This window comes from Paraburkholderia sp. BCC1884, assembly GCF_900996225.1.
Classification (GTDB): Bacteria; Pseudomonadota; Gammaproteobacteria; order Burkholderiales; family Burkholderiaceae; genus Paraburkholderia.
Window position 1 is genome coordinate 1,740,683 of the sequence record NZ_CAAJGL010000068.1, and the last position, 13,580, is coordinate 1,754,262.

Here is a 13,580-nt window from a genome sequence, read left to right on the forward strand (position 1 = left end):
GTGGTGCGCGCCGCAATTCATACGCGGCCGATCAGTTCGAGCGCAACCGCTCGCGACAGACCGTGCCGCATTGCGTCGATCAGACGCGCCGTATCCGTTTCGCGCTGGCAGGCGAGCACGGCGACCACCTGCCCGTCCTTCACGTAAAGCGCGACGAAGCTTTGCTTGTCGAGGTCGCCGTCGACCACCATCTCGTCCCACTCGCTGGCGTGCCCGAGATATTCGAAGTTCATGCCGTAGTGATACGTCCAGAAAAACGGCACGCCGGCATACCGGTGCCGCGCGCCGCACATGTTTTGCGCGGCGATGCGCGCCTGTTGCTGGGCCACACGCCAATGCTCGATACGTAAGGGCGGTTCGTTTTCACGCAGACAGAAGGCCGCGACATCGCCGGCCGCATAAAGACCCGGTGCGGCCTGCATGCCGGCGTTGACGATCACGCCGCCGTCTTTCTGCAGCGGCAGTCCCTCGACAAACCCGGTAGCCGGCGCAACGCCCGTGCCCAGCAGCACGAGATCGGCGTCGACGTGATCGCCGCCTTCGAGCATCACGGCATGCACGTTGCCTTCCTCGCCTTCGAGCGCGGCCACCTTCGACTCGAAGTGAAAGCGCACGCCATTGCGCTCGTGCAGCGCACGGAACATTGCAGCGACGCGCTCACCGAACAGCTTCGCGAACGGCAATGTGTCGGGTGTGACGACGGTGACAGGCGTGCCGCGCTTGCGCAGCGCGGAGGCCGTTTCGAGGCCGATAAAACTGCTGCCGAGAATCGCCACGCTGGTTTGCTGGGCCTCGTCGCCGAGTGCGTCGACGAGCGCGGTGGCGTCGTCGAGCGTGCGTAGCACATGCACGCCGCCGAGCTCGCAGCCAGGAATCGGCGGTAGTTTCGGCGTGCTGCCGGTGGCGAGTAGAGCGGTGTCGTAGCGCAGTTCGCCGCCCGTCGAGAGATGGAGGGTGCGTGCGGGCACGTCGAGGCGCGCCACATCGGCGACGATCCGCTCGATGCCGTGCTGCCCTAACCAGTCCGGCGGCAGAAGCGGCGGGACATCGGCGGGCGCCATCTCGCCGGACGGCACGAACTTGCTGAGTGAAGTCCGATCGTAAGGTGCGTGCGGCTCCTGGCCAAGCAACGTGATGCGCCCTTCAAAGCCGCTTTCGCGCAACGCCGCACAAGCGGCCGCGCCCGCCGCACCCGCGCCGATCACGACGAAATGCGGTGTTTGCCCGCTCGCGCTGCGCACCGGCTGCGGGACTTTTTCCGGCGTCACCATGACGTCGTCGCCCTGGATGGCGACGGGATAACGATCGAGCGCGAACAACGCGGGTGGTTCGAGCAGGTTGCCGGTCGAGACGTCGAACGTAGCCTTGTGCCAAGGACAGATCAGCCGACCATCGCAGATGGCGCCTTGTTCGAGCGGCGCGCCGGCATGCGGGCAATCGGCTGCGTAGGCGCGCACCGCATCGCCGTCGCGGATCAGCAGGATAGCCTGACCCTCCACCTCGACGCGCTCGGCGCGGTCCGCTCGCAAGCGCGATAGCTGGGCGGCGCAGTGGGCAGTCGTGGGCATGGCCGGTTCCTCAGGGGCGGGACGTGGTGTCGCGCGCGGCTCGCCGAAAGCGGCCACCGACGCAGTGCAGCACGTCATGACAGAGACGTGGGGTATCGCTGATGAGCCTGCGGCAGCAAACCATGTGCCTGGCGCGCCGCGGCGCATAAGCGCTGTTTGAAGGTACGGCCGGGCTATGGAGAACGGCGGAAGTGCGGTAAATTCGGTAAAAATGGAAATAGCGCGCGAACAGCGCGGGCGGCACGACGTGCTGCGCCCCTTTGACCGTCTTACCTTTTCATGGAGATCGTGACCGTGCAGCGTGCGGAGCGAGTCGCAGTCGATTTCCCCATGCCGTCGCGCAACTTCGCCGCGACGCGACGCATGCTGCTGATCGTGCTCGCAGTGTCGATCCTGTTTCCGCTGGCCTGCCTCGCAGGCTACGGCTATTTCGATTACCAACGCCGGATTGCCGATTCGAACGACATGATCGACCGGCTCGCGCGCGTGGCGGAGGAACAGGCCGTCAAGGTGCTCGACCTGAATCAGCAGATGGCCTCACGCATCGTCGAACTGCTCGGCAACGCGGACGACGCGCAAATCCGTTCACGCGAAGCGATGTTGCACGAACGCCTGCGCGACATTGGCGGCGACTTCCCGCAGGTGTCGTCGATCTATCTGCTGGGGGCGAAGGGCGACCTGCTGGTGTCGAGTCGCGCGTATCCGGCCCCGGCCATGTCGATCGGTCAGCGTGACGATTTCACGTCGGCGCGCGCGATGCGTCCGCAACCGTATTTCTCCCTGCCGATCTTCGGGCCGCTCTCGCAAACGAATGTGTTCTCCACCGCGACCGGCCGCTCGGGCGCCGACGGCCAGTTTCTCGGCGTGGTGTCGGTGGCCCTGCGAAACGAGTATTTCTCGCGCTTCTATCGTGAACTGACGAACGGCGATCCCTCGCTCGCGTTGGGCTTTTACCGGCAGGACGGCAATCTGCTGGTGCGATATCCGGCGCGGCCGGCGGGCAGGCATCCGAGCCCGCAGAGCGCCTTCACCGAGGCCTTACGCGACCGTCAGGTGTCCGGCCACGTGCGTCTGCACTCGACCGTCGACGGAGTCGAGCGGCTGCTTGCGTTTCGCCGCGTCGGCGACTACCCGCTCTACGTCATGAGCGCGTATGAAACGTCGTCGATCGGCGCGGCCTGGCGTCAGCACTTTCTGATGATCGCGGCGCTCACGGCGGTGCCCTGCATCGCGATCTGGCTGCTGGTGTTCTATTCGTTGCGGCAACTGGAAGGCGAGCGCCGCGCCTGGGAGCGCTGGCAAGGCGAGGTGGCGATGCGGCTTTCCGCCGAAGCCTCGAGCCGGCAGTTGCAGCGCATGGGCGCGCTGGGCAATCTGGTTGCCAACGTGGCGCACGACTTCAACAACCTGCTGATGGTGGTCTCGGCCAACATTGAACTCGCGCGGCTCAAGCGCTTCAACGACGTCGAGAAGGAAGTGCTCGCGGTGGAACGCGCCACCGGCACTGCCGAATCGCTGACGCGGCGGCTGCTGAGCGTGGCGCGCAAGCAGCCGCTCAAGCAGGAGCCCGTCGAACTGGCGCGCTGGCTGCCGGCCGCCGCCCCGCTGATCGACGCGGCGCTGGGCGACCAGGTCGAACTCGCGCTGAATCTGGTGGACAACCTCTGGCAGGTACTGGCCGATCCGACCGACCTCGAATTCGCGATCATGAACCTGGCGGTCAACGCGCGCGATGCCATGCCGCGCGGCGGCCGCTTCGTGATCCGCTGCCAGAACAACCGGCTGGTGAGCAGCGACACGCTTTTGCCGGACGGCGAGTATGTACTGATCGCCTGTTCCGACGACGGAGAAGGCATGCCCGAGGCCGTCGCACGTCGCGCCTTCGAGCCGCTTTTCACCACCAAGCTGCGCGGCTCGGGCACCGGCCTCGGTCTCGCCCAGGTGCTGTCGATGTGCGAGCAGGCCGGCGGCACCGCGAAAATCGAAAGCGTGCCGGGCAGCGGCACGACGGTGCGGCTCTACCTGCCGCGCTATCGCGAGCGTCAGAAGACCTCGCCGGCCGGCAGCGAAACGGTGCAGCAGCCGGTGCCCGCAACGGCGGGCGTGGTCCTGCTGGTGGAGGACAACGAGGACGTGGCGGCGGGTGTCGCCGCCGTGCTGGAGACTTTCGGCTGCGAGGTGCGGCACGAGCCGACCGCCGATCAGGCGCTCGACGTGCTGACGAGCGGCGCACGCTTCGAGCTCGTGCTGTCCGACATCCAGATGCCGGGCAAGCTCAACGGCATCGATCTGGCGGAAAAGGTTCGCAGCGCGTGGCCGTCGCAGAAGATCGCTCTCATGACGGGCTACGCCGACGAGCTCGAACGCGCCCGGCGCCTCGGCGTCGCGATCCTCGCCAAGCCGTTCAATATCGACGAACTGCACGCGCTGGTAGTGTGCGAGCCGTAAGAAAGGCGCATGTTCGAAGCGTTTCATGATTCGCGGCACACCCCTTGCTGTAAAGATCACGAGGCATGCGTACGCGGCTGGAGCAGCCGGCGCGCAGCCCGCTTCTTTCGGACAGGAGAACGGCCATGAAGATCAGGAACGCTTTGCTCATTTCGACCCTGCTGGCGGCGTCTTCGCTGGCGATGGCCCAAGGCAGCGGCGGTGGAGGCGGGGGTGGCGGCCCGGCCGGCAACGATCCGAACGGCGGCACCAACGGCGGCGCAACGCGTGAGGGCGGCGACATGCAGGCCTCGGGCGCCATGGCTCACTCGAAGTCGAAGACGCATCACACGAAGAAGACGACGAAGCCCATGACCGATTCCACCAACATGCCGGGCGCCGACGCCAGCAGCGACACCAAGGGGCACTGAGACCGAACGCTTTGCCCGATCTGCCGGAAGTACGCGGGAGCGCCGTGAGCCGACGCTCCCGCGTACTTCCGGCAAGGTCATACCGGCCTTTGCAATGCGGCGCAACACACGCGACAATGCTGGCTGATAGAGCCGTGCCCTCTGAGCCCGACAGGTGCGAGCAGGCAGGCCAAGATGCAGCGCAGCGCACAAGGATAGGTATGGCTGGCAGTGAAGCAGGGGCGTCTCAAACCGGGTCTCAGGCCGCGTCTTCGACCGGTACCCAGTCCACCGCGCAAACGGGCGCGCAGACCGACACCCAAACGAACTCCGCGAAATCTGCCAGCACGGCGGACGGCCGTGCCATGTCCGGCGCCGGCGCACTGGATTTCCCCGTGGTCGGCATCGGTGCATCGGCGGGCGGCGTGCAGGCGCTGCTGCGTTTCTTTGAAAATGCGCCGAGCGATATGGGCATGGCCTTCGTGGTCGTGCTGCATCTGTCGCCCGATCATGCGAGCAGCGCCGATCAGGTATTGCAGCACGCCACCCGCATGCCGGTGAGTCAGGTGCAACATCCGGTGCAAGTGGAAAAGAACCACGTCTATGTGATTTCGCCGTCGAACGACCTGGCGCTCGACGACGGCCATTTGACGCCCACTGAAATGGACCGGCCGCGCGGCCGGCCGATCGCCATCGACCTGTTCTTCCGCAGCCTCGCCGACACGCATCGCGAGCGAGCCATCGCGATCGTGCTCTCGGGCACCGGCGCGGACGGTGCGACCGGCATTGGGCGGATCAAGGAGCAGGGCGGCGTGACGATCGCCCAGGCGCCGTCGGATGCGGAATACCCGGAAATGCCGCAGAACGCGCTCGCCACCGGCATGATCGATATCGCTCTGCCTGCCGCGGACATGCCGCGCAAATTGCGCGAACTGGCCGACAACGCGCGCTCGATCCGCCTGCCGGACGCGGACGACGAACCCGACACCCACGCCGTGAAGCGTCCCGACCCGGCTTCGGTTGCCGAGCGGGCGCTGCTGGGCGTGCTCGCCACCTTGCGCGCGCGTACCGGTCACGATTTTCGCCATTACAAGCGCGCCACCATCTTGCGGCGCATCGAACGGCGTCTGCAGGTCAACGGCATTCCCGACCTGCAGGCGTATCAGGACTACGTCCTCACGCATCCCGACGAAACGCCGGCGCTGCTCAAGGATATGCTGATCGGCGTGACGAATTTCTTCCGCGATCGCGAGACCTTCGAAGTGGTCGAGCGCGAGATCGTGCCCAAGCTGTTCCATAAAAAGTCCGAGGACGATCCGGTGCGCGCCTGGGTGGCCGGCTGCGCGACCGGTGAGGAAGCGTATTCGCTCGCCATGCTGCTGGCCGACCACCCGGATCGCCACGAAGGCATTCCGGTGCAGCTGTTCGCAACCGACATCGACGAACGCGCGATTGCTTTCGCGCGCGCCGGGCTTTATCCCGAGTCGATTGCCGCGGACGTGGGCAGTCAGCGTCTACGCCAGTTCTTCACGTCGGAGCGCTCGCACTTTCGCGTCACCAAGGCGATTCGCGAAAAGGTGTTGTTCGCCGTGCATAACGTGCTGCGCGATCCGCCGTTTTCGCGCGTCGATCTGGTGTCGTGCCGCAATCTGCTGATCTATCTGGACCGCAGCGTCCAGACCCAGGTGCTGCAGATGTTCCACTTTGCGCTGCAGCCTGGCGGTTACCTGTTGCTTGGCAGCTCCGAATCGGCGGAGGCGGCCGGCGATCTGTTCACGGCGGTCGACAAGAAGCATCGCATCTATCGCGCGAACGTGGTGGCGAGCACCGTGAGGCCGCCGATCAGCCTGCCCGCGGTCCAGCACGGCAACGTGATGACGGTCGCAAACGTCGGCGTCGCACCGGCGTTGCCACAGACGCTGCCGTTCTCGGCCCTGCATCACCGGATTCTGGAGTTGTACGCGCCGCCGAGCGTGGTGGTCGATACGGATGCCAACATCCTGCACATGTCGGAGCACGCCGGACGTTATCTGCGCTTCGTGCGCGGCGAGCCGTCGTACAACCTGATCATGCTGGTACATCCGGCCTTGCGTCTGCAGCTGCGCGCCACCCTTTTCCAGGCGTTGCGCAACGGTGCGGAAGCCGCCACGGCGCCCATCGAGTTCACGGCCGAAGCGAGCGTGCGGATCGTCGTGCGTCCTTACCGGCGCACTGAAGACGCACCCGAGTTCGCGCTGGTGCTTTTCGAGGAGGTCGATGCGCATAGCGCCGCGTCGACGCGTGGCCAGCCGGGCACCCCCGTCGCGCAAGATTCCCTGCTGGTCCATCTCGAGGACGAACTGCATCGGACCAAACAGGAGTTGCGCTCCACGGTCGAGCAGTCGGAGGCCTCGACGGAAGAGCTGAAAGCGTCGAATGAAGAATTGCAGGCGATCAACGAGGAGTTGCGTGCTGCCACCGAAGAACTCGAAACCAGCAAGGAAGAACTGCAGTCGTTGAACGAGGAGTTGTTCACCGTCAACGCCGAGTTGCAGGCCAAGATCGAGGAAACCGGCAAGGCCAAGGACGACCTGCAGAACCTGATCGCCTCGACCGGAATCGCGACGCTATTCGTCGACCGGGAGATGCGCATCAAGCGCTATACGCCGGCCGCGACCGAACTCTTCAACGTGATTCCGTCCGATGTGGGCCGTCCGCTGCACGACATCACGCATCGGCTCCAGTGGCCGCAACTCGGCGAAGACACGGTGGCGGTATTCGAATCGCTGCAACTGATCGAACGCGAGGTTCGCGGCACCGATGGCCGCTGGTTCCTCACGCGGCTCTCGCCCTACCGCACCAACGACGATCATATCGACGGCGCGGTGCTGACCATCGTCGATGTGTCGGCGTTGCGGCGTGCCGAACAACTGGTGCGAGCCGGCGAGGAGAGCTTGCGTCTGGCTGCGCAAAGCACGAATGATTTTGCGATCATCGTGCAGGACATCGACGGTCGGGTGGTAACCTGGAACAAAGGTGCGGAACGTATTTTCGGCTACAGCGAGAGCGAGGTGACCGGCCAGCCGCTCGACCGGATTTATCTGCCGGAGGAGCGTGAAGCGAACGAGCCCGCCATCGAGCGCCGTCGTGCGCAGCATGATGGCCGCGCCGAAGACGAGCGCTGGTATGTGCACAAGAGCGGCGCGCGACTCTATTGCAGCGGCGTGATTACGCCCGTGGCGTCGGAGAGTTTCAGCGGTTTCGCGAAGATCGTGCGCGATCTGACGCAGCGCAAGGGCACCGAGGAACTCGAACAGCGTAAGATTTCGCTGGAGCGTTCGGTGCGTCAGAAGCTGGAGGCGGCCAGCCGTCTGAAAGACGAGTTTCTCGCCGTGCTGTCGCACGAGTTGAAGAACCCGCTCAACCTGATTCACGTGAAAGCGGACATGCTCGAACGCGCGCCGTCCGCGCAGGGGCTGCCGGTGGTGCGCGACGCGGCCGATGCGATTCGCCGCTCGGTGATCAGCCTCGCCAAGATCATCGACGACCTGCTGGATCTGTCGCGCGTGCGCACCGGCAAACTGACGCTGGAGCGCAGGCGGGTGGACATCGCGGCGATCGTCGCGTCGGTAGCGGGTTCGATGGAAGCCGATGCGCTTGCGCATCAGGTCAGCGTGAGCCTGGAGGGCGTGTCCGAGCCACTGGTTATCGACGCCGACGCCGTGCGCTTCGAGCAGATTCTGTGGAATCTGCTCAGCAACGCGGTCAAGTTCACCCCGCCGGGCGGCCGGATTACGCTAAAGCTCTCGCGCGAAGACCGCTACGCCTGCATCGAAGTGCGCGATACGGGGCGCGGCATCGAACCGGTGTTCTTGCCGAACGTCTTCGATATGTTCAGCCAGGCCGAAGGTTCGCATCGACGTCATAGCGGTGGCCTGGGAATCGGGCTCGCGCTCGTCAAGCAACTCGCGGAGATGCATGGCGGGCGTGTGGAGGCGGAATCCCAAGGGGTCGGCAAGGGAGCGCGTTTCCGGGTCTGGTTGCCGGCCGAAAGCACGGCCGTGCGCAGCGAAAGCAGCGAAACGCCGGGCGACGTCACTCTGCTCAAAGGCATGCGGATTCTGCTGGTGGATGACGCGGTGGAAAGTCTCCAGGCGTTTCAGACCCTGCTCGAAATGGAAGGTGCGCAGGTCTGGCCGCAAACCAATGGCGCGGACGCGCTGTCCGTCGCCGCACAACAGCCGTTCGACCTGATCCTGTCCGACATCGGCATGCCGGGCATGGATGGCTACGAACTGATCGCGGCGCTGCGCAAGCTGCCCGCCACGGCGGCGGTGCCGGCGCTCGCGCTGACCGGCTTCGGCCGGCCGCAGGACGCCACGCGTGCGATACGCGCGGGCTACGACGGTCATCTCGGCAAGCCGGTTTCCCTGCAGGCGCTGCTCGATAAGATTGCGCGCACGACCACCACCAACCGTTGACGGTTTAGTCTGATTTTTTGCGACCGGCGCGTTTGCTGCGCGCCGTTTCGATGGGTATAGCGCTTGCTGAATCCGACGGCATACACGGTCGTCGGGCGCCGCCATGAACGCTGCTGATGGTTCCGTGCTTCCACCATCAGGAGCGTTTCCCATGACACTCGGCGACACTATCAAAGGCATGGTCGGCATGGACCCCACCGGTCATGCCGATTCCGACATGAAGGCCGTGCTCGACGCACTCAAAAGCCTGAACCCGAAACCGATCGAAGACTGCACGGTGGCCGAGGCGAGGTTGCAACCCACGCCCGCCGACGCAGTCAGGGCACTGATGAATCAGCCCGCCTTCAGCGCGCGGCCTTCGCTCGAACTCGAAGCTGTGCGCGCCGAAGACATCACGATCGCGGGCGCGACGGGCAGCCTTCCGGCGCGCGTCTACACACCGCAGGGCGAGGGGCCGTTTCCGCTGATCCTGTACTTTCACGGCGGCGGCTGGGTGATCGCCGACCTCGACACATACGATGCCACGCCGCGTGCGATGGCGGCGCAGAGCCGCGCCGTCGTGGTGTCCGTGCACTACCGGCAGGCGCCGGAACACAGGTTGCCGGCCGCGCATGAAGACGCCTTCGCCGCGTGGCGCTGGCTGATCGATCACGCGGTCAGCCTCGGCGGCGATCCGGAAAAAATCGCCGTGATGGGTGAAAGCGCCGGCGGCAATCTGGCGCTCAACGTATCGATCCACGCACGCGACGCGGGCTTGCCGATGCCGATTCACCAGGCACTGATCTACCCGGTGGCGAGCAACAATATCGTGTCGGTCTCGTACGAAGAAAATCGCAACGCCAAGCCGCTGAACAAGCCGATGATGCTGTGGTTCATTCAGAACGTGATCGACGCAAAGGCCGACCTGTCGAGTCCCTTGATCGATGTGTTGAGCGTGAATCTGTCGCGCCTGCCGCCGACGGTCGTGGTGACTGCCGGGATCGATCCGCTACGCTCCGAGGGCGAAAAGCTTGCCGAGAAGTTGCATTCGTCCGGCGTGCGGGTCGAGCACCGCAACTATCGCGGCGCGACGCACGAATTTTTCGGCATGGCGGCGGTGGTGGAGGCGGCGCGCGACGCGCAGGCGTTCGTCTCGTTGGCGCAGCGTCAGGCGTTCGGAGCGGTGCCGCTTTGATCCTGAAGCCGTGTCGTCATTCGCCGATCAGATGCAGCACGATGTCGCGCTGCTGCGTGTGACGGCGATGTTCGAACAGATAAAGGCCTTGCCAGGTGCCGAGCACCATGCGGCCGTGTTCGACCGGTACCGACAGTTGCACCTGGGTGAGCGCCGTGCGTAGATGAGCGGGCATGTCGTCGGGGCCTTCGGCGTCGTGCTCGTAGCGTTCGGCGTCTTCGGGTGCGAGGCTCGCGAAGTAGCGTTCCAGATCGCGCTGCACGGAGGAGTCGGCATTTTCCTGGATCAGTAACGAGGCGGACGTGTGGCGGCAAAATAGCGTCAGCAGACCGAGATCGATACCTTGCCCGGCGACGAAGCGGCGTGCTTCGTCGGTGAATTCGACGAGGCCTCGGCTGCGGGCTTTGATGCTGAGATGATGGATGGCTTGTCGCATGATGGGGCCGTGTGGTGCACCCGGCTCGTTAGCGGGAGGTCAAAGACGTGAAGCCTTCCGCGATCTGCGCCGCGCTGGTGGGGCGAACGATGCGCGCCACTTCGACGCCCTCGCGCATGAAAATCAGCGTGGGCCAGAGCTTGACTTTGAACGAGCGGCCGAGCGGCCGGCCAGGACCGTCTTCGATTTTCAGATGCCGGATCTCCGCATGCGGCCCGAAGGCCTGTGCAATCGACGCTTGCGCGCCCTGGCAATAGCCGCACCAGTCCGTACCGAACTCGACGACAGTCGCGCCGGGCAGCACGTCGAGTTCGGCTCGGGACGGCGCTTGCGGGGAATAGGCTGTCTGGGTTGCCATGCGGGCTCCACGGTTGTTTGTCTGGTACGCGAATCGATGCGAACCCGATAAGAGTAGCAGTTAAGGCGGGTATCGTCAGCGAGCGTCTATTTCATCGGAACCGGCATGTTTGCCTGCGCGGCGTGTTAAACATCGTGTGCGCCGTCAGCGGACGGCGAGCTATCGACTATCGACTATCGGTCACCAGTCATCGGCAACTGCGATCAGGAAAGCAAATGCGAGAACGGATTTATCTGCAGTCCCCGGGGAAAGGAGAAGCCGTGGCGGTTGCCATCGGTTTCAGTTGGGGCGCATTTTTGCTGGGCTTCGCCTGGGCGCTGTCGAAGAAGATGTGGTTTGCCGCCTTCGTCATGCTGGCGGTCAGCACGATACTGTTTCTCATGGATCTGTGGGGTGATACGGCGGGTCTGATTGGCCTCGTGCTGTCGGTGCTGTTCGGTCTTGGTTGTGGCGTGTATGGCAATCAATGGCATCGTTGGACCCTCGAACAGCGCGGCTATACCGTGGTGTAATGCGCGCAGTGTGCCGGTCGCCGCGCGAGCGGAATGTGTGGAGAGCCCGCTGTTTGCGTCGCCAACGTTGCCCCATTCGCCATGGAGAGGTCTCATGCTTACTGCTTGCGCTGTCGGTCGTCCGCTCTTGTCTTCCAGCATGCTGCGCCGCGGGTGGCATTGCGCGGTCTGGGCCGCGTTGCTCGGCGCCGCGCCACTCGCTTACAGCGCCGAGCCGGCCGTTTCGCCGGCCGTCGTGCCGACTCTCGTGCCGCCGCAAAGCACGCCGCCAGCCGCCGCCGCGACGCCGGCCACGCCCGACGACACCTTCCTGCTCACCATCTTCCTGCGCCACGACGAATCCAGACCGCTACCGAAAATCAACGACCAGTTGCGCGCACAAGGATTCTTCAAAACGTTTCCGCCGCCCGGCATCGAAGTCGTCTCCTGGTACGTGATGATGGGCATCGGCCAGGTGGTGACGCTGCGTGTGCCTGCCAGCCGTCTGCGCGAAGTCAACCGGGCGATCGAGACAACTGCGTGGGGCGGCTATCGCACGGAGTTTTATCCGACCTACGACTACAAGGCGCAAGCGCAGCAAATGCGCGCAACGGACGGCAAGTAAGCGCGTCTGCACGTGAAGTGCGCGGCTATCCGCGCGCTCGCGGGCGATCCGTCAATCTGGGACAGGCGGTCGCGGGTTTACGTGATCGCAAGCCAGGCAGATAATGCCCCGGTCGTTCCGGCCATGAAGTTGCCGAAGCTGCCGAGTTTGCGCGATGCCTCGCATTGCGCTTCGCAGCTTCTTTCCCTGACCCACCGCCACCCGTGTTGAAAACCTCACGCTTTTTCGACCTGCTGCGCATTCCTGGCTTCAAGCCGCTCGCTGCCGCGACGCTCATGCTCGGCGTCGCGATGTCCTTCACTGCACCTTATCTATCCTTGTTCGGCGTCGAGCGCGCCGGCATGACGCCGCTCAGGCTCGGCATCTTCATGACGCTGATCGCCGCGAGCGGCGTGCTCGCCAGCACCTTCGCCGGGCGCTGGGCCGACGCCAGCGGTCGGCATCGGCCTTTGCTGCTGGTCGCACTGGTGCTGGCCGCGCTCGGCTATCTCTGTCTATGCGTGGTGCGTGACTACCGGCTGTTGCTGGTGGTCGGTATCGTCTTCATCGGCGCGGGCGGTTCGGCGATTTCGATGGTGTTCTCCTTCAGCCGCGCGGCGCTGCCGGTGCCGGACCCGGCCAAGCGGGTGTTCGCCAGCGCGACTTTGCGCACGGTTCTGTCGGCGGCGTGGGTGTTCGGACCATCGGTGGGCGCACTGGTGCTCGCCGCCACCAGCTTCTACGGACTGTTCCTGTTCGCCGCGGCCAGTTTCGCGGCGTGCGCGACCATCGTCTGGCGCATGCAGGAGCCGCAAGGCCATCTCGGCGATCACACGGTGGAAGACACGGCCGCCGAGCCGTCGGCGTCGATTACCGTACCACCGCTCACGGCGCCGGGTGAAGACGCGCACGAGAGCCTGCCGGGTGTGGCGTCGGCGAACGACATCGGCCGCGCCGTGGCCGCGCTCTGCCTGCTTGGTCTCGCCGCGAACGCGACCATGATCGTGTTGCCGCTCTACATCGTGCATGGATTGAACGGCACGCATCTGGACGTGTCGGTCATGCTGGGGCTGGGCGCCTTGATGGAAATTCCCATGATGCTGGTGCTCGGCGCGAAGTCGTCGAGCCTGCACAAACCGAATTGGCTCGCGGCCTGCGCGGCGGTGCACGCCGTGTATTTCGTCGGCATGTCGCTGGCCGGTACGGTCCATGTCCTGATTCCGATGCAGATGCTCAACGCCTTCGTGGTGGCGGTCACGTCCTGCCTTGGCATGACCTATGTACAGGACCTCATGCCGCAGTCGCCGGGGCGCGCCACCGCGCTGTTCTTCAATGCGGCGCGGGTGGGCTCGATTCTGTCGGGCGTGTTGTCGGGTTTGCTGGTGCAGGCGTTCAGCTATCGCGGCACGTTCCTGTTTTGCGGCTTACTGGCTTTGTGCGCGCTGATCCTGTTCGCCGTGCCGGGCGATCGCTATCCGCTGATGTGGCGTGCGGTCAAGCGCTTTGCGCGTACCCAGTATGCGAACTTTCAGACGCGTCGGCGGTAGAAACGTAAGAAGACAGTCAGCCGAATCGAAGCCTGCCGCCTTCGCCACAACTATTGCCTCGCATAAACCGCCGGGCAGGAACCTTCTTCCGCGCAAAACCTCTGT

Annotated in this window: 10 protein-coding genes; 7 read left to right on the top strand and 3 right to left on the bottom strand. The window is 64.8% G+C overall.

The window, feature by feature from the left end; all coding sequences use genetic code 11:
* Positions 1–17: 17 nt before the first annotated feature.
* Positions 18–1,568, bottom strand: a complete 1,551-nt coding sequence (locus tag FQ705_RS14535; RefSeq protein ID WP_144142061.1) for an FAD-dependent oxidoreductase — start codon at positions 1,566–1,568, stop codon at positions 18–20.
* 279 nt (positions 1,569–1,847) lie between these two features.
* On the opposite strand from FQ705_RS14535, the gene FQ705_RS14540 reads away from it, so the two are divergent.
* The 4 genes from FQ705_RS14540 to FQ705_RS14555 all read left to right on the top strand — a co-directional run bounded on the left by FQ705_RS14540 (position 1,848) and on the right by FQ705_RS14555 (position 10,039).
* A complete protein-coding gene (locus tag FQ705_RS14540; RefSeq protein ID WP_144142063.1) occupies positions 1,848–4,016 on the top strand; it encodes a hybrid sensor histidine kinase/response regulator in 2,169 nt (722 codons plus the stop codon).
* A gap of 125 nt (positions 4,017–4,141) precedes the next feature.
* Complete coding sequence (locus tag FQ705_RS14545; RefSeq protein ID WP_144142065.1) at positions 4,142–4,426, top strand: hypothetical protein; 285 nt, start codon at positions 4,142–4,144, stop codon at positions 4,424–4,426.
* A 200-nt stretch (positions 4,427–4,626) separates the two neighbouring features.
* Complete coding sequence (locus FQ705_RS14550) at positions 4,627–8,865, top strand: CheR family methyltransferase (protein WP_260854493.1); 4,239 nt, start codon at positions 4,627–4,629, stop codon at positions 8,863–8,865.
* 151 nt (positions 8,866–9,016) lie between these two features.
* The gene (locus tag FQ705_RS14555) at positions 9,017–10,039 is read left to right on the top strand and encodes an alpha/beta hydrolase (RefSeq protein WP_144142067.1); all 1,023 of its coding nucleotides are present in this window, start codon (positions 9,017–9,019) and stop codon (positions 10,037–10,039) included.
* A 16-nt stretch (positions 10,040–10,055) separates the two neighbouring features.
* Here FQ705_RS14555 and FQ705_RS14560 read toward each other — a convergent pair whose 3' ends face one another.
* Positions 10,056–10,475: a secondary thiamine-phosphate synthase enzyme YjbQ gene (locus FQ705_RS14560; RefSeq protein WP_144142069.1), complete on the bottom strand. Its 420-nt coding sequence runs from the start codon at positions 10,473–10,475 to the stop codon at positions 10,056–10,058.
* A 28-nt stretch (positions 10,476–10,503) separates the two neighbouring features.
* A complete protein-coding gene (locus tag FQ705_RS14565; RefSeq protein ID WP_144142071.1) occupies positions 10,504–10,833 on the bottom strand; it encodes a thioredoxin family protein in 330 nt (109 codons plus the stop codon).
* A gap of 260 nt (positions 10,834–11,093) precedes the next feature.
* Here FQ705_RS14565 and FQ705_RS14570 point away from each other — a divergent pair, with 260 nt between their 5' ends.
* From FQ705_RS14570 to FQ705_RS14580, 3 genes are all read left to right on the top strand, one after another.
* A complete protein-coding gene (locus tag FQ705_RS14570) occupies positions 11,094–11,345 on the top strand; it encodes a DUF2628 domain-containing protein (protein WP_260854495.1) in 252 nt (83 codons plus the stop codon).
* Between the two features lie 94 nt (positions 11,346–11,439).
* Positions 11,440–11,949: a hypothetical protein gene (locus tag FQ705_RS14575; RefSeq protein ID WP_409934707.1), complete on the top strand. Its 510-nt coding sequence runs from the start codon at positions 11,440–11,442 to the stop codon at positions 11,947–11,949.
* A 203-nt stretch (positions 11,950–12,152) separates the two neighbouring features.
* Entirely contained in the window at positions 12,153–13,475 is a 1,323-nt protein-coding gene (locus FQ705_RS14580) for a sugar efflux transporter (RefSeq protein ID WP_144142074.1), read from the top strand.
* Positions 13,476–13,580: the final 105 nt, after the last annotated feature.